General features: G+C 59.3%; 15 protein-coding genes. 7 read left to right on the top strand and 8 right to left on the bottom strand.

Annotation, left to right across the window (positions count from 1 at the left end):
- The first annotated feature begins 222 nt into the window (after positions 1-222).
- The 3 genes from MLC70_RS04605 to pntB all read left to right on the top strand — a co-directional run bounded on the left by MLC70_RS04605 (position 223) and on the right by pntB (position 3,964).
- Positions 223-855 carry a TetR family transcriptional regulator gene (locus MLC70_RS04605; protein ID WP_248181895.1) on the top strand — a complete coding sequence of 211 codons (633 nt, stop codon included), beginning with the start codon at positions 223-225 and terminating at the stop codon, positions 853-855.
- A gap of 109 nt (positions 856-964) precedes the next feature.
- The gene (locus MLC70_RS04600; RefSeq protein ID WP_248181894.1) at positions 965-2,554 is read left to right on the top strand and encodes a Re/Si-specific NAD(P)(+) transhydrogenase subunit alpha; all 1,590 of its coding nucleotides are present in this window, start codon (positions 965-967) and stop codon (positions 2,552-2,554) included.
- Between the two features lie 12 nt (positions 2,555-2,566).
- A complete protein-coding gene (pntB, locus tag MLC70_RS04595) occupies positions 2,567-3,964 on the top strand; it encodes a Re/Si-specific NAD(P)(+) transhydrogenase subunit beta (RefSeq protein ID WP_248181893.1) in 1,398 nt (465 codons plus the stop codon).
- A gap of 70 nt (positions 3,965-4,034) precedes the next feature.
- On the opposite strand, the gene MLC70_RS04590 is transcribed toward pntB, so the two are convergent.
- Entirely contained in the window at positions 4,035-5,147 is a 1,113-nt protein-coding gene (locus MLC70_RS04590) for an NADH:flavin oxidoreductase (RefSeq protein ID WP_248181892.1), read from the bottom strand.
- Between the two features lie 90 nt (positions 5,148-5,237).
- On the opposite strand from MLC70_RS04590, the gene MLC70_RS04585 reads away from it, so the two are divergent.
- Both MLC70_RS04585 and MLC70_RS04580 read left to right on the top strand, forming a co-directional pair.
- Positions 5,238-5,723, top strand: a complete 486-nt coding sequence (locus tag MLC70_RS04585) for a winged helix-turn-helix transcriptional regulator (RefSeq protein WP_248181891.1) — start codon at positions 5,238-5,240, stop codon at positions 5,721-5,723.
- 158 nt (positions 5,724-5,881) lie between these two features.
- The gene (locus tag MLC70_RS04580; RefSeq protein WP_248181890.1) at positions 5,882-6,640 is read left to right on the top strand and encodes an OmpW/AlkL family protein; all 759 of its coding nucleotides are present in this window, start codon (positions 5,882-5,884) and stop codon (positions 6,638-6,640) included.
- A gap of 82 nt (positions 6,641-6,722) precedes the next feature.
- Here the strand turns inward: MLC70_RS04580 and MLC70_RS04575 are convergent, their stop codons facing one another.
- The 3 genes from MLC70_RS04575 to MLC70_RS04565 all read right to left on the bottom strand — a co-directional run bounded on the left by MLC70_RS04575 (position 6,723) and on the right by MLC70_RS04565 (position 10,634).
- Positions 6,723-7,460 (bottom strand): TorF family putative porin, encoded by a 738-nt coding sequence (locus tag MLC70_RS04575; RefSeq protein WP_248181889.1) that lies wholly within the window; start codon positions 7,458-7,460, stop codon positions 6,723-6,725.
- 251 nt (positions 7,461-7,711) lie between these two features.
- Complete coding sequence (locus tag MLC70_RS04570) at positions 7,712-9,037, bottom strand: DEAD/DEAH box helicase (protein ID WP_248181888.1); 1,326 nt, start codon at positions 9,035-9,037, stop codon at positions 7,712-7,714.
- Between the two features lie 289 nt (positions 9,038-9,326).
- Entirely contained in the window at positions 9,327-10,634 is a 1,308-nt protein-coding gene (locus MLC70_RS04565; RefSeq protein ID WP_248181887.1) for a hypothetical protein, read from the bottom strand.
- 210 nt (positions 10,635-10,844) lie between these two features.
- Between MLC70_RS04565 and mltF the strand changes: the two genes are divergently transcribed.
- A complete protein-coding gene (gene mltF, locus MLC70_RS04560) occupies positions 10,845-12,215 on the top strand; it encodes a membrane-bound lytic murein transglycosylase MltF (protein ID WP_248181886.1) in 1,371 nt (456 codons plus the stop codon).
- 23 nt (positions 12,216-12,238) lie between these two features.
- Entirely contained in the window at positions 12,239-13,306 is a 1,068-nt protein-coding gene (locus MLC70_RS04555) for a transporter substrate-binding domain-containing protein (RefSeq protein ID WP_248181885.1), read from the top strand.
- Positions 13,307-13,456: 150 nt separating this feature from the next.
- Here MLC70_RS04555 and MLC70_RS04550 read toward each other — a convergent pair whose 3' ends face one another.
- The 4 genes from MLC70_RS04550 to MLC70_RS04540 are packed head-to-tail and all read right to left on the bottom strand — an operon-like array spanning position 13,457 to position 15,486.
- Positions 13,457-13,870: a hypothetical protein gene (locus MLC70_RS04550; RefSeq protein WP_248181884.1), complete on the bottom strand. Its 414-nt coding sequence runs from the start codon at positions 13,868-13,870 to the stop codon at positions 13,457-13,459.
- Complete coding sequence (locus tag MLC70_RS04545; RefSeq protein ID WP_248181883.1) at positions 13,861-14,469, bottom strand: hypothetical protein; 609 nt, start codon at positions 14,467-14,469, stop codon at positions 13,861-13,863. The genes MLC70_RS04550 and MLC70_RS04545 overlap by 10 nt, the downstream gene beginning before the upstream one ends.
- On the bottom strand, positions 14,435-14,557 hold the full coding sequence (locus tag MLC70_RS18515; protein ID WP_282448300.1) for a hypothetical protein: 123 nt from the start codon (positions 14,555-14,557) through the stop codon (positions 14,435-14,437). Before MLC70_RS18515 ends, MLC70_RS04545 begins: the two co-directional genes overlap by 35 nt.
- 8 nt (positions 14,558-14,565) lie before the next feature.
- Positions 14,566-15,486 carry a lysophospholipid acyltransferase family protein gene (locus MLC70_RS04540; RefSeq protein ID WP_248181882.1) on the bottom strand — a complete coding sequence of 307 codons (921 nt, stop codon included), beginning with the start codon at positions 15,484-15,486 and terminating at the stop codon, positions 14,566-14,568.
- Positions 15,487-15,535 lie beyond the last annotated feature (49 nt).

The raw sequence follows: 15,535 nt of genomic DNA, 5'->3' as shown, positions 1-15,535 counted from the left end.
AGATGTATACTTTTTGAATTCAGAAAGGCCTCGTTTGGCCCAAGGAGACAACGGTTTGTCCCGACTCCACGGACCACGCGGGCAGGTCGAGCCGGGCCGTTGGGGCTTCCGAAAACCGCTGCAAGTACGTCTATGTACGCTTGCTCTCCGCCATCCATGGCTACGAGCATTTTCGGAAGCCCCAACGGCCCAACTCAACCATCAAACTTGGGTGGGAACTGTATGAACGTTTTGACTGGCGGGAAATTGAAACTGGTGCAGGCGGGCCTGCGCCTGATCACCGAAACCCGCAGCCTGACCTCGCTGGGCCTGCGGGAACTGGCCCGTGAGGCCGGACTGAATCCCAATACCTTCTATCGCCATTTCAAGAATCTCGACGAGTTCGGACTGCAGGTTCTGGGGTACATCGCCGAGGACATGAAATCCGGTGTGCGGGAGTTGCGGCGGATGGCGGCCAGTTCGGAGCAGGCGTCTCACGATACGGTGACTTTTGTGTACCGCTATTTCCAGTCCAATCCGGCCGCCACCACCGTCGCCGTCCGGGAACTGCATGGGCCCTCACCGCTGTTGCGGCGGGCGCTGGAAGCGCAGTTGAACGCCAGCGCCCGGGAAATGGCTGAAGACATCATCGACCGCCAGCTGGTCAGCGCCGTGCCGCCGGAGACCATCCATGAAATTTCCCGCATGACCATTCGCTACATTCTGATCCGCGCCATGGATTACATCGAAAAGCCGGAACAGCGGGAGAGCATTCAGCGGGAGACCGAGCGCTTTATCAACCGCCAGTTCCGCGGCGCCATGCTGGATAATCTGTCGCAGACCGAGGTGGAATCGCTGGCACAGTCCCGGGTTTGAGTGTCGGGCCGGGGTGTTTTCAACAACTCCGGGCAGATCTGGCAGCTTGAACTAGTATAGGGTTATTCAACGACTTGGTTCATCGGGCAATCCGGAGGTTGTACCCATCATGAAAATCGGAATTCCCAAGGAAATTTTCACGGATGAGCGCAGAGTGGCGGCCACGCCGCCGTCGGTCCACAAGCTTATCGGCCTCGGTTACGAGGTCGTTGTGGAGGCCGGCGCCGGCGAAGCCGCGCACTACGCCGATGACGCGTACGAGAAAGTGGACGCCGTCATCGCCGCTGACACCACCGCCCTGTGGCAGCAGGCGGACGTGATCCTCAAGGTGCGTGCGCCCATGGACAACCCCGCCCTGGGCAAGCACGAAGTGGATCTGATGAAAGAAGGCGCGTTCCTGGTCAGCTACCTCTGGCCGGCACAGAACGCCGAGCTGCTGGAAAAACTCGCGGCCCGCAAGATCACCTCGTTTGCCATCGACAGCCTGCCCCGCATCAGCCGCGCCCAGAAAATGGATGCGCTCAGCGCCATGGCCAACATTGCCGGCTACCGGGCGGTGATCGAGGCGGCCAATAATTTCGGACGTTTCTTTACCGGGCAGGTCACCGCGGCGGGCAAGGTGCCGCCGGCGAAAATCATGGTGATCGGTGCCGGTGTCGCGGGTCTGGCGGCGATTGGCGCGGCCAACAGCATGGGCGCTGTAGTAAGGGCCTTTGATACCCGGCTGGAGGTAAAGGAACAGGTCGAGAGCATGGGCGCCGAGTTCCTGATGCTGGATTTCGCGGACGAGGACGGCAGCGGCTCCGGCGGCTACGCCAAGCAGATGAGCGACGAGTTCATCAAAGCGGAAATGGCGCTGTTTGCGGAGCAGGCAAAGGAGGTGGATATCATCATCACCACCGCGCTGATTCCCGGCAAGCCGGCCCCCAAACTGATCACCGAAGCCATGGTGAAATCCATGAAGCCGGGCAGCGTGATTGTCGACCTGGCCTCAGAGCGTGGCGGCAACTGCGAAGCCACCGAACCGGGCAAGGTGGCCACCAAGCACGGCGTTACCGTGATTGGTTACACCGACCTGCCCAGCCGCATGGCCAAGGTGGCCAGCGATCTCTACGCCACCAACCTGGTCCACCTGATGACCGAGCTGACGCCGGAGAAAGACGGCAAGCCGGTGGTGGATATGGAAGACACGGTGATTCGTGGTCTGACGGTGGTGAACGATAAAGACATCACGTGGCCACCGCCCCAGCCGGAGGCACCAGCCCAGCCTCAGCACAAGCCGGGTACAGAAGAGCCGTCTCCGGCCGAGGTCCAGGCAAAGAAGGAAGCCGCTGAACAAGCCGCCAGGAAAAAGAGCCTTATTGGCAAGGTGGCCCTGCTGGCGGTCACGGTGTTTGCGCTTTACGGCGTTGGCGCCCACGCGCCGGAAAGCTTCCTGAGCCACTTCACCGTATTCGTGCTGTCCTGCTTCATCGGCTGGCAGGTGATCTGGAACGTAACGCCATCACTGCATACGCCGCTAATGAGTGTGACCAATGCCATCAGCGGCATCATCGTGATTGGCGCCATACTGCATCTTGCCCAGGCGGAAAGCTTTGTCGTCGGGATTTTGGCTTTTATTGCCGTACTGATTGCCAGTATCAACATCGGCGGGGGCTTCTACGTCACCCATCGCATGCTCAAAATGTTCCGCAAGTAGGAGGCGCCCAACATGAGTACAGGAATGGTGAGCGTGGCCTACGTGGTCGCGAGTGTGTTGTTTATCCTTAGCCTGGGTGGCCTCAGCCACCAGGAATCTGCCCGCCGCGGTAACCTATACGGTGTCGCCGGGATCATCATCGCTGTGGGTGCCACCCTGGCGAGCTTTGGCAGCGACGGCGGCATCATCGCCATTGCGATTGCCATACTGATTGGTGCCGGTATCGGCATCCCCATTGCCAACAAGGTGGAAATGACCCAGATGCCCCAGCTGGTAGCCCTGCTGCACAGCTTTGTGGGCCTGGCTGCGGTTCTGGTGGGCTTCTCAGGCTACATTGAACCGCTGGTTGCCACTACTGGCACCGAGCACACCATCCATCTGGTGGAAGTTTTTCTGGGCATCTTTATCGGTGCTGTGACCTTCACCGGTTCGCTGGTTGCCTGTGGCAAGCTGGATGGCCGCATCGACAGCAAGGCGCTGACCCTGCCAGGCCGGCATCTGATGAACCTGGCGGCCATCATCGCCTGCGTGGTGCTGGGCAGCTGGTTCCTGGGCACCGACAGCACGGGCCTGGGCATTCTCTATCTGGTCATCATGACGGTGATCGCCTGCGTGCTGGGCGTGCACCTGATCATGGCCATCGGAGGTGCCGACATGCCGGTAGTGGTGTCCATGCTCAACAGCTATTCCGGGTGGGCGGCGGCCTCGATCGGTTTCATGCTGGGCAACGACCTGCTGATCGTGGTGGGTGCCCTGGTGGGCAGCAGCGGTGCCATTCTCAGCTACATCATGTGCAAGGCCATGAACCGGTCATTCATCAGTGTGATCCTCGGTGGCTTTGGCCAGACCACTAGCAGCGCAAGCGCTGCCGATCCGGATCAGACCGTCCATGAGTCCAGTGCGGATGATGTGTGCGAGGAACTGCGCAACGCCGATTCAGTGATCATCGTGCCCGGTTACGGCATGGCCGTGGCCCAGGCCCAGAACGGCGTCAGCGAAATGACCAAAATCCTGCGGGAGCGTGGTGTGAATGTGCGGTTTGGCATCCACCCGGTCGCTGGTCGCCTGCCCGGCCACATGAACGTGCTGCTGGCGGAAGCCCACGTGCCCTATGACATCGTTCTGGAAATGGACGAGATCAACGACGACTTTCCAAGCACCGACGTGGTGCTGGTGATCGGTGCCAACGACACCGTCAACCCGGCCGCAGCGGAAGATCCCGGCAGCCCGATTGCCGGCATGCCGGTGCTGGAAGTGTGGAAATCCCGACAGGTGGTTGTCCTCAAGCGGGGCATGGCCACCGGCTATTCCGGTGTGGAAAACCCGCTGTTCTTCAAGGACAACACCCGCATGCTGTTTGGCGATGCCAAGGACAGCATCGACAAACTGGTGACCGGGCTAAGAGGCTGACGCGCCGGCACCGTTGGGTCTGACGACGGCTCAACGGTGCCATTTTCAACGGCGCGGCGGAAGGGGAGGCTCAGTACAGTTTGGCCAGGGACTTCTTGGCGAACGCTTCCACGTCGTTAAGCCGACCTTCTTTCACTTTCACCAGCCATTCCGGGTCCTGCAGCAAGGCGCGGCCGACCGCGATCAGCTCGAACTCGTGATTGTTCATGCGCTCCACCAGTTCATCAATGCCAGACTGTTCCACCGCCTCCTTTTTGCTCGCGAAGGTGCCGCTGATGAAGTCTTCGGTCAGGCCCACACTGCCCACCGACATGGTCGGCTTGCCGCTCAGTTTCTGGGTCCAGCCCGCCAGATTGAGGGTGGAACCTTCGAATTCCGGCTCCCAGAAACGGCGTGTGGAGGCGTGGAAAATGTCGACACCGGCGTCTACCAGAGGCTTGAGGAACTGCTCCAGCTCTTCCGGGGTGTTGACCAGTTTCGCTTCGTAGTCTTGCTGCTTCCACTGGGAGAACCGCAGCATGATCGGGTAATCCGGGCCCACGCGATGGCGTACGGCTTCGACAATTTCCACCACAAAACGTAGACGGTTTTCCATGCTGCCGCCGTACTCGTCGTCTCGCTGGTTGGTGCCCTCCCACAGGAACTGATCCAGCAGGTAACCGTGGGCGCCGTGGATCTCGACGCCGTCAAAGCCCAGTGCTTTGGCGTCCTGGGCGGCATCGGCGAAGGCGGTGATCACGTCGTCAATGTCGCCCTTGCTCATGGCCTTGCCGTTGGGCTTGCCCGGTGCGAACAGGCCGGACGGGCTGTAACCGGGCACGGAGGGATCCGGCTCAACACCTTCCTTGCGCACCGCACCCACGTGCCAAAGCTGAGGGAAAATGGCGCCGCCGGCTTCGTGAACGGCATCAACTACGCTTTTCCAACCGGCGAGGGATTCGTCGCCGTGGAAGAAGGGCACATTCGGGTAGCCGTTGGCACCCGGGTGATTCACGGTGGTGCCCTCGGTGATCAGCAGGCCAACCCCGTTCTCGGCACGGCGGCGATAGTACGCCACCACATCATCGCCGGGGACATTGCCCGGGGAGAAGTTGCGGGTCATCGGGGCCATAGCCACGCGGTTGCGCAGTGTCAGGTTGTGAATTTCAAACGGTTCAAACATGGGACCGAGATTTATGCTCATGGACTATAGCAACCTCATCAATTTGGTTTCGTAAAGCAACCCTATTGAATCTGGTTTTAAAATGCAACCCTATTCTGTACACTCCAAAGCATGGCCAGAAAACGTTTTGATGATTCCAATTGCTCCGTTGCCCGCGCCCTTAATGAGGTGGGTGACTGGTGGTCGCTGCTGATCGTGCTGCATGCCATGCACGGCACACGGCGTTTCGTGGACTTTCAGCAGGAACTGGGCATTGCCCGCAACATCCTCTGTGACCGTCTGGCTCGGCTGGTGGACAACGAAGTTCTGAAAAAAGTGGATGTGGGCGAACACGGCTCCCGCTTTGAATACCGCTTGACCGAAAAGGGTCGTGACCTGTTCCCGATCGTGATTGCCCTGCGCCAGTGGGGCGACAAATGGAATCCCGCGCCGGATCAGGCGCCACTGGACCTGAGAGACCGTGAAACCGGCCGCACCATACTGCCGGTGGATGTCCGTGACGCTGACGGCAAGCCGCTGACCGTACGTGACGTCTTTGTGCCGGGCGATAACATCGGCCAGCTCAAACCATCGGACAGCAAAAAGAAGACTGGCTGACAATCCGCAGAAGGCCCCCAGCTGCCGTTTTTTTGAGTTGAATCAATCTCTCCGTGAGCTATTGAGCCACGGGCCCGCGCACTTGCTCTACATCAAGTTCTCTCCCGCGATTGTCCTTAACCTGTAGCCATCGACTATTCAGGTTCAAGGAGATTGTGATGTCCCGTGCATTTACCCTCAGCGCTCTGGCTGCCGGCTTACTGGCGATGGCGCCCGTTGTCCAGGCTTATGAAGCCGGTGATTTCATGGTGCGGATCGGTCCCGCCCACGTGGCGCCGGATGATTCCAGCAGCGATCTTGCCTTTGCCGGCAAAGGCCCTCTTGCGGGCCAGGATCTGGCGCTGCCAGGCACCGGTGTGGCGGTCGACAGTAACAACCAGTTGGGCATCACCGCCACCTATATGGTGACCTCCCACATCGGTATCGGCGTGCTGGGTGCCACTCCGTTCAAGCACAACATCAGCGGCGCCGATGGCCTGGAAGGCTTCGGCAAACTGGCAGAAACCAAACATCTGCCACCGACGCTGACCTTGCAGTACTTCCCCATGGACAGCGCATCGCGGCTGCAACCCTACGCCGGCGTGGGCGTGAACTACACCACCTTCTTCGAGGAAAAAACCACCGGCACGCTCAACACGGTGATCGACTCGGTGGCACAGGCCAACTTCGGCACACCGGCCGGCACCGTGGACGGTTCGAAACTGGATCTGGATGACAGTGTCGGGGTCGCCCTGGAGCTGGGCGTGGACTACATGCTGAGCGAGAATTTCGGTCTGAACGCGGCCATCTGGTGGGTGGATCTGGAGACCGACGCCACCATCACGGCGCTGGCGGGTGATGTGGAAGTGGGTGAAATCACCACCGAGGTTGAAATCGACCCGATGGTTTACATGGCGGGGTTCATCTACCGGTTCTGATCCAACCGGGCCAGATCCGGACAAAAAAAAGGGAGCCATACGGCTCCCTTTTTCTAACTGCGGTTTTAGAGTCTGGAGATGATCAGAAGCTCTTGCTCCAGCCCAGCCAGAACTGAGGCTTTTCAGCTCGGAGCGACCCGAAAACGGGATTACTTTCTTCAATATCAGCATACTCAAAGTTAAAGCTAACCTCACCGAATTCACCGGCATCTTTAGCAATACCAGCAGCGTAATGAGCGTAACTTACATCGTCAAATCCTGGATCGCCATCTACGTCGAAGTCGTAGTAGCCGGCTGTCAGGCTTACGCTGAAATCGTTCGCCAACGGAACACCAGCCGATGCGTAGTAATAAATATCACCGGTGTCGAAAACGGAATCTTTATTTTCGCTGTTGACGGTATACGCTACTCCAAGCGCAAACAAGCTGTAGCTCAGTTCGCCATAAATTTCACCAAAGTCAATGTTGGTGTCCGAATCGGGGTAAGCATAATACAAATACCCGACATCGTAACCAACGCCCTCAACTTCCCCAGCGAAACCCGCGTAGAGATCGATCTCATAAGACGTAACTGGGTCTGCAGTACCAAAATCAACCGTAGACGCCCAGCCGCCTACATAGAGGCCTGACTCGTCCGCATAATCGAGACCGCCCTGAACGGCTGCGTCGCCGTCGGTCTGAGTCACGCCACGGAAGATGTAGTTACTGACAACACTAACGTTGGCTGTGGTTTCTGCAGAGGCTACTGAAGGAACGGCAACGGCTCCGATGACACCAGCGCTCAACAAGGAAACCATCATTCGAAGGGATTGCTTTTTCATTGGACCACCTTAAAGGTTACAGTTTGGAAACACTCCTCTAAGGCTGAGCAACGACCGTGCCAAAAATTAATAAACTTTAAAAACAATAACTTGAGTAATTATGACGACCGCGTCATAGATTTGTAATACTGCCGAGCGCACTGTTTCAGGTCATGCGCTCCACAAACTGGCAAAATCGCGCACCATTGGATTGCACATAAAAAAGCCGTCGAGTTCAGAGCCTCGACGGCTTTTTAACAGCGCGCTGTGGATCAGGCGCTTTCACGTTGGGGTGAGCGCCTCGCCTGGCCGCCACCGCCGTTCTGGCCGCGACCACCACTGCGACCGCCGGGCTTGGGGCCAAAGCTGCGGCCATTGCCGCCGGGCTTACCGTTACCACCGCCATTACCGTTGCGATTGCGCGCACGGCTGGGATCGGCTTTGGCCTTCGGCTTGAGCGGCAGGTTGTTGGTCGGCTCAAAGCCTTCCATGCTCTTGCGCGGCAACTGCTTCTTGATCAGCCTTTCGATACCCGCGAGCATCTTGCCTTCGTCGGCACTGACCAGCGACAACGCGTGGCCGCTTTCGCCAGCACGACCGGTGCGGCCGATACGGTGCACGTAATCTTCCGGCACATTAGGCAGCTCAAAGTTCACTACCTGGGGCAGCTGCTTGATATCGAGACCACGCGCAGCGATATCGGTTGCCACCAGCACCCGCACTTCGCCAGCCTTGAAATCCGCCAACGCGCGGGTACGGGCCCCCTGGGACTTGTTGCCATGAATGGCAGCGGCGGTGATGCCGTCTTTCTCCAGTTTCTGGGTCAGGCGGTTGGCACCGTGCTTGGTACGAGTAAACACCAGTACCTGTTCCCAGCTGTTATCACGTACCAGCTTGCTGAGCAGAGCGGTTTTCTGGCTCTGATCGACCGGATACACAGACTGAATAATGTTTTCCGCCGACGTGTTGCGGGCAGCGACTTCGACCTGCACCGGATTATTCAGCAGACCTTCCGCCAAGCCGCGGATCTCGCTGGAGAAAGTGGCAGAAAAAAGCAGGTTCTGGCGTTTCGCCGGCAGCAACGCAAGAATCTTGCGGATGTCGCGGATAAAACCCATGTCCAGCATGCGGTCGGCTTCGTCCAGCACCAGGAATTCCACTTCGTTGAAGCGCACGGCATTCTGCTGGTACAGATCCATCAACCGGCCCGGTGTTGCCACCAGAACGTCAACGCCTTTGCGCAACTTCATCATCTGCGGATTGATTTTGACGCCACCGAAAACCACCGCGGCCTTGGTGGGAATGTATTTGCTGTAAAGATTCACGCTATCGTGAACCTGTGCTGCCAGCTCCCGTGTCGGCGTCAGAATCAACGCGCGGGGGCCTTTACCACTGCGCGGGTTTTCACCCAGGCGCTGCAGGATCGGCAAGGTAAACCCGGCAGTTTTACCGGTGCCCGTCTGGGCCGCAGCCATCACATCGCGACCCGACAGCACCGCAGGAATGGCCTGAAGCTGAATGGGCGAAGGGGTATCGTAACCCTGATCGGAAGTGGCACGGACGAGCTGCTCGGACAAACCGAGGGAAGAAAAATTCATATAAGTACTCTTGATTAATTCTGCCTCCACGAACACCGTCTTCGGCGAATGCGGGCAGATGCCATGAAAACTCATGGAAAAAAAGACGACTACGGTCACTCGCTGGTAACGGGGTGACGTCCTCTGACAGGTCGTATCGGATGGGTCGCAAAGCGGCACTGGGCCGGAGACTGCGGAAATCCTTAGAGGCAGGATGAGGGCACGTTAACAGAGGGCCCGCTAAATAGCTATAGGTGCTTTTCAGTAGGCCGCTATTTATTTTTCACGCAATGCCCCAGTTCCAGCCAGATCACCCAAGCCCGATTGTGAGGATGGAAGCGACCGCGCTGGCAAGAACCAGTGCGCTCAATGACAACATCAGGCTCCACCGCAGCGAGGCATCTCGCGCCGGGTAACCGGTCAGCCGCTCCATGATCAGCGCGTTGGCCGCAAACGGGGTACCGAAGGCGGTTATCCCCCAACCCGAGACCATGGCGAAGCCCAGGCCCAACAGGGCACCGCCGGGCCACACCGAGCCCAGGATACCGCCGGCCAGGGTACCCATCACGATCGGGTTGACCCCCGCCAGCCCGGCGAGGAAAAAGCCCCAGGGCACCAGCGCCGCGAGCAGTGGCCAGGCCCAGGTGGGCAAACTGATCGAGCCGCCCATGTGGCCCAGCACCACGGCACTGATGATGGATCCGATAAACGCCGAACCGCCCACAATGGCCAGCTCGTTGCTGACGTTGGCCATATTCGGCAGCCTGGGGTTGTTGCCAATGAACCAGGACAACGCCCAGCCCACCACAACTGCCGACAGGCAGCTCAGCGTCACCGAGCGGGCATAACTCAGGCCATAGGTGTGGCTGAACAGGAACACTCCGACACAGATGGCGGCAATAATGCTGCCGAACCGCAACCAGCTCGCCCACCCGGCACGGTCCTCCGACGGCAGCGAGATCGCAACCGGCTCAGCTTCACGCCAGAAAAAACCGGCCAGCAAGATCAGCAAAGCGAACGGCAGGGCAACGGAAAGCAACTGCGCACTGCTCAGCCCGGGCAACAATGTCAGGGTGAGCGCCACGGAAATCGACAGGGGTGACCAGATCGGCGACACGCCGAAGCCACGGAGCACAGCACGAGTGCCGTTGCGGGCGGCACTGCTGTCGCCATCGGTGCGAATGCGCTCGGCAATCAGGCTGCCCACCACGGCAACCGAACCGAAATTCAGGGGAACAGCCACCAGCGCGGTGCCGAATGTGACACTGGCATAGCGAGCGCGGGGCGGACCGCTGAATAAACTGGAGGAGATTTTTTGCAGGTCCCGGGAGCGGGCCAGGACCGACGACAACAAAAGCACTGCCAGGATCAGTCCTGCCAGGCGGGTCATGTTGGTGGCAGCACCGGCAATCAGCGCCGGATCACGCCCCAGCGCGAACACCAACGCCAACCCGGCCACCACGAACACACCCCGCGGCACCGTTCGCATGGAGCGCCAGCCCATCACCACGGCCAGACTGACCGCCAGCGCTCCCAACAGCCCCGCACCGGGCAAAAAAGCCAGCACGCCGGCAAGCAGCGCGGCGTAAGCAAGACAGGAACTGAACAAGGCGTGCATAAGGCATCCATCGGGCGTGAGGGTCCCAGTTTAGGGAAGCTCTGGAAAACCCGCCAGGCATCGCCACTGTCATTCGCTCTTAACAGGCCAATCATTCGCTGACCGGAGGTCCGGATATCGGTAAATACCTATTTTACTGTTTCATCGGTGATACAGTCGGATGACCGATTCGTAACCTGTCGGACAATGCTTAAAAAATAGAGGTCTGTGATGACTCCGATTCTGAAGTACGCTGTGTCTGCCTGTCTTCTCACCACACTGGTGGGATGTGGCCAGAGCGAAAGTACCGGTTCCAAGCCGGCCAAACAACTGGCCCCCCCCGCAGAAACCGGCATTCTGGAAGTCGCCACCCGAAATGGCTCCACCACTTACTATCTGGATCGCCACGAAAATCCCATCGGTCCCGAGCACAGCCTGATCAGCCGTTTTGCCGAGAGCCAGGGCTGGCAGGTGAACTGGACCATGTACGATTCCACCTCCGAGGTCATCAAGGCCCTGGAGTCCGGCGCAACGCATCTCGCCGCTGCCGGGTTAACACACCTGCCCTCGCGGACCGAACGTTTTACTCTGGGCCCCGCTCATACAGAGATCACCGAACAACTGGTGTGCCACCGGGAAATGCGCCCATTGCCCCGCACGCCTGATGCTCTGACCGACGTCGCCATCACCGTGACTGCGGATTCAAGCTATGTCGAAACCCTGAACGGCCTGGCGACGGAACACGAAGGCATCAAATTTAAGGAAGACGACAGCCGAACCACGGAAATCCTGCTTGCCGCCGTGGCAGAGCAGTCGCTGAAATGCACCGTTGCCGACTCCAACATCGTGCAGGTCATGCGCCGCCACTTCCCCAACCTTGAAGTTGCGATGAACCTGACCACCGGCAAAAACCTGGGCTGGTATCTTCCGGCCGGTGCCGCCGATCTGGCAAACAGTGCCCGTGAGTGGATGAACAGCACGGCCGGTGACGAGGCTATCGGCTACATGGAAAATCGTTACTACGCCTACATCGGTGAGTTCGATTTTGTCGACCTGCGGGCCCTTAACCGCCGCATCGACGACCGCCTGCCCGACTACCGCAGTCACTTTGCCGAAGCAGAAACCACCACCGGCATGCCTGCAGATCTGTTGGCAGCGCTGTCGTACCAGGAGTCCCACTGGGATCCCACCGCTGTGTCGCCAACCGGCGTACGCGGCATCATGATGCTGACCAAAAACACCGCTGAATCTCTTGGCGTAACCGATCGGCTGGATCCGGTTGCCGCCATTGATGGCGGCGCCCGCTACCTGGCCGACCGCCATCGTCGTCTGCCGGATACCATTCCGGAACCGGACCGCACTTTCCTGGCACTGGCCAGCTACAACATCGGCCGGGGGCACCTACTGGACGCCCGCCAGCTGGCGCGGGACCTGGGTAAAAATCCGGATTCGTGGGACGACATGAAAGAAGTTCTGCCCCTGAAAGCGGACAAGCGGTACTACCCACAGACCCGTTACGGCTATGCCCGTGGCTATGAGCCGGTGCACTACGTGCAGCGCATCCGGAACTATCGCGATGTAATCAGCTCTTCGTTCGAATAACGCACCATGGATAGGAGAAAATAATGAAAACATGGAGCCGTCTGTTCGCTCTGGTTCTGCTGACACTGGCTGCAGGCCAGCTGTCAGCTCAATCCGAGCCCTTGAAGGTGGGGATCACCCCGGTGCCACCGTTTGTGGTGGAGGCAGAATCCGGTGAATGGGAAGGGATCAGTGTAGATCTGTGGCGGGAAGTCGCCGACGGCATCGGCCGTGATTACACTCTGGTTCCGCTCTCGTTCCGGGACTTGCTTGCTCAGGTGGAAAGCGGCGATATCGACGTCGCCGTCGGTGCACTGACCATGACCGCCGAGCGGGAGGTGAAGTTTGACTTCACCCACCCGTTCTTCCAGACAGGCCTGTCCATTGCCGTACCGCCGGCACCGGAGCAAGGCCTCTGGGCGAGCTTGCGGGCACTGATCAGTTGGCAGTTTGTCAGCGTGATCATTGCGCTCGGTGCGCTGCTGCTGGGCGTGGGCTTCGTGCTGTGGCTGTTCGAGCGCAAACGCAATCCGGAACAGTTCGGCGGTGATCCCATCAAGGGCATTGGCGCCAGTTTCTGGTGGGCCGCCGTCACCATGACCACCGTGGGTTACGGTGACAAGGCCCCGGTGTCCTTTGCCGGGCGCGCCGTCGCCCTGGCGTGGATGTTTGCCGGGTTGATCATGGTGGCCAGCTTTACCGCCGCTATCACCTCCTCACTGACCGTCAGCAACCTTCAGCATCAGATCCAGGGGCCGGAAGATCTGATCAGCGCCAATGTCGCGACCATCGCCGGAACGGCCAGCGAGGCTTATCTGCGGGACGAGCGCATTCGGCATCAACTCTATCCGGACCTGACCGCCGCCATGCTGTCGGTCGCCAATGGCGAGACAGACGCCGTGGTGTATGACCGGGCGCTGATGCAGTACCGCAATCTGCAGTTGGGCAAGAAACGGCTCACTGTGCTTCCGGACATCTTCCAGCAACAGCTTTACGGTTTTGCCTTGCCTGCGGGCAGCGAAATCCGTGGGCCGGTATCAGAGCGGGTACTGGCGGTAACGGAAACGGCGAGCTGGGAGGATACAATTCGCCGTTATCTGGGCGGGAAATAGTCGCCTTGGCAAGGACGTCCCTCAACCTGTAAATGACTCCAGAATGGCTTCCCAGCGGTCATAGATGAAAAAGTGGCCGCCATCGGGAAGCAGAGTCAGTTCGCTGTTCGTCAGCCATTCGTCCAGGCAGATGGCCTGTCTTACGGAGACCTAGCCGTCCAACTGACCGTGCCAGAGGTAGACCGGCAGCGCCAGTTGGTCAGGCGAGAGTTCCGGTGTTCGCGCAACAGCCTTGAGATCCTCCACGAAGCCACCTGAGCCACGACTGCACGACTCCGCCATGGCACGCGCATACTGATGCCGGGTTTGCGGATTTGCCAGCAGCTGCCGGTCAGCATCCGACCCCAGATGTTTTGCAGGGTTCCGCAGTATACTGCGGGCCATCTGGTTGAGAATCCGCTCCGCCAGTGACGGCGCCTTGTCCGCCAGCGTCACAGCCAGGCGAAACAACCCCTTCAATGGTCGCCCGCCCGGATCAGTCTGCGCCGGGCCAGATCCACTGCGGTCGGCGACGGTTGGCAGGCTATTACCGATCGGCGCAAGGCCGGACAGAATCAACGACACCAGATCCGCCTGACGGTTGGTATCGGTCTTACGGAAGATTGATTTGAACTGGCTTCGCTCAGGCCATACAGGTCGGCTACGGTCTGCTCATTCACCAGGTTGTTGATTTCCGGATTCGAAATGAACAGCGTGACGGCAGACGGTTCCTGCTGATCGGTGGCTCTCACAACGTCGGCCGGACACACCATCAGCGAGATGGCACCACCGGGGCGCTGATCACTGAGCATCAGGGTATGACTGCTGCCCGCCTGCAATGACTGTTGAATCGCTTGGTGAAGGGCACGGTGCTGGTCGCGGTTATTGATGCGAACACGACCACCGTGACTGCCGAGAATACGGCTCTCCCGCAGGCTGATATCGGCCTGCCGGTTCATGGTGAGGATATTGAGGCTGTCATCCACCAGCGCAATGCCCACTGGCAGCATTTCCAGAGTCTGGCTCAGAAGGTCACGAGCGGCCTCGCCCTGGCGCATGGCCTGCTCGATCTCCAGCGCCTGGCGGATATGGGGCAGCAACTCCTCCATGATTCGGCTACGGGCTTCACGATCCCCATAGACCGCCTCTTCATCGAACGGGTTGGCCGTCTCCTTGAGGGCCATGGACCAGTTCCGGCCAGCGCTCGCGATCCTGCGCGGCCCGGTAGACCAGAAGAGCCAGTTCCGAGGTGGTGAAAGGCTGTGAAGACATAGCGCACTCTAATAGATTTTCTCAGCACCCTCTGGCCGGCTCTTGAACCGCTTGTGCAGCCACAGGTACTGGTCGGGATACTCGCGGATGGTGGACTCAATAAAGCGGTTCCAGGTTTCGGCGTCGCGGGCTGTGTCCTGGCCAAAATCCTCCTGAATGGGGGAGAACTCCACACGATAACGACCGTCGGGCAGCCGCAGGTGGCTGACACAGATCACCGCGGCGCCGGATTCCCGGGCAATGTAGCTGGGCGACGTAATGCAGCCGGCATCCACCCCGAAAAACGGCACGAACAGCTCGGTTTTACGGCCGAAATCCTGGTCGCAGGCAAACCACACCTGGCCACCTTCCTTCAGGAACGTCATCATCCGCGGTAACTGCCGCTTGGAAAAAGGCCGGATATTGAAGTGACGGCGCCGCCCGTTTTCGATCATGCGGTCGATAACCGGGTTGTTGTTGGGCCGGTACATGTACCCTGGTTTGTCCAGCTTGCAGGCGATCAGCGGCAGGGCGAAATCAAAAATGCTGTAGTGGCCACCGATCAGCAGTACACCGCGGTTCTGCGCTCTGGCGACCTCCAGATGCTCCAGGCCGAGCATTTCGGTGGTGTCGTAATAGCCCGACATGTCCCGCCACCAGGCGTGGGTACTTTCCAGAAAGCCGCGGGTGCAGGCCACAAAATTGTCCTGCACCAGCTGTTGTCGCGCGCTGTCATCCAGCTCGGGCAAGCAGGCACTGAGGTTGGTGTGGGCAACCCGTGAACGGGCTTTCAGCTTGCGCTCCAGAAAGCACCCGAGGCGCCGGCCAAACCGCTGTTTGGCCGACATGGGCAATAGCGACAGCAGGTACAGCGTGAAAACCATCAGCCATGACGGCCAGTAAACCGGGTGCCACAGGGGCTTGTTTCTTTTCTTGGCGGTGCGCGACATACAACTTAGCCTGTGCTCAAAATACGAGAGGCCAAGAGCCTGACACATT

Source organism: Marinobacter goseongensis (genome assembly GCF_023156235.1).
Taxonomy (GTDB): Bacteria; Pseudomonadota; Gammaproteobacteria; order Pseudomonadales; family Oleiphilaceae; genus Marinobacter; species Marinobacter goseongensis.
The sequence above is the reverse complement of the archived record's forward strand: the minus strand, read 5'-3'. Positions and strand labels throughout refer to the sequence as shown.

Excerpts from the sequence above, each read along its gene's own strand:
- pntB (WP_248181893.1), top strand. The coding sequence starts at position 2,567 with ATGAGTACAGGAATGGTGAGCGTGGCCTACGTGGTCGCGAGTGTGTTG.
- MLC70_RS04545 (WP_248181883.1), bottom strand. The coding sequence starts at position 14,469 with ATGGCCCTCAAGGAGACGGCCAACCCGTTCGATGAAGAGGCGGTCTAT.
- MLC70_RS04575 (WP_248181889.1), bottom strand. The coding sequence starts at position 7,460 with ATGAAAAAGCAATCCCTTCGAATGATGGTTTCCTTGTTGAGCGCTGGT.
- MLC70_RS04585 (WP_248181891.1), top strand. The coding sequence starts at position 5,238 with ATGGCCAGAAAACGTTTTGATGATTCCAATTGCTCCGTTGCCCGCGCC.
- MLC70_RS04565 (WP_248181887.1), bottom strand. The coding sequence starts at position 10,634 with ATGCACGCCTTGTTCAGTTCCTGTCTTGCTTACGCCGCGCTGCTTGCC.
- MLC70_RS04605 (WP_248181895.1), top strand. The coding sequence starts at position 223 with ATGAACGTTTTGACTGGCGGGAAATTGAAACTGGTGCAGGCGGGCCTG.
- MLC70_RS04600 (WP_248181894.1), top strand. The coding sequence starts at position 965 with ATGAAAATCGGAATTCCCAAGGAAATTTTCACGGATGAGCGCAGAGTG.
- MLC70_RS04580 (WP_248181890.1), top strand. The coding sequence starts at position 5,882 with ATGTCCCGTGCATTTACCCTCAGCGCTCTGGCTGCCGGCTTACTGGCG.
- MLC70_RS04570 (WP_248181888.1), bottom strand. The coding sequence starts at position 9,037 with ATGAATTTTTCTTCCCTCGGTTTGTCCGAGCAGCTCGTCCGTGCCACT.
- mltF (WP_248181886.1), top strand. The coding sequence starts at position 10,845 with ATGACTCCGATTCTGAAGTACGCTGTGTCTGCCTGTCTTCTCACCACA.
- MLC70_RS04540 (WP_248181882.1), bottom strand. The coding sequence starts at position 15,486 with ATGTCGCGCACCGCCAAGAAAAGAAACAAGCCCCTGTGGCACCCGGTT.
- MLC70_RS04590 (WP_248181892.1), bottom strand. The coding sequence starts at position 5,147 with ATGAGCATAAATCTCGGTCCCATGTTTGAACCGTTTGAAATTCACAAC.
- MLC70_RS04555 (WP_248181885.1), top strand. The coding sequence starts at position 12,239 with ATGAAAACATGGAGCCGTCTGTTCGCTCTGGTTCTGCTGACACTGGCT.
- MLC70_RS18515 (WP_282448300.1), bottom strand. The coding sequence starts at position 14,557 with ATGTCTTCACAGCCTTTCACCACCTCGGAACTGGCTCTTCTGGTCTAC.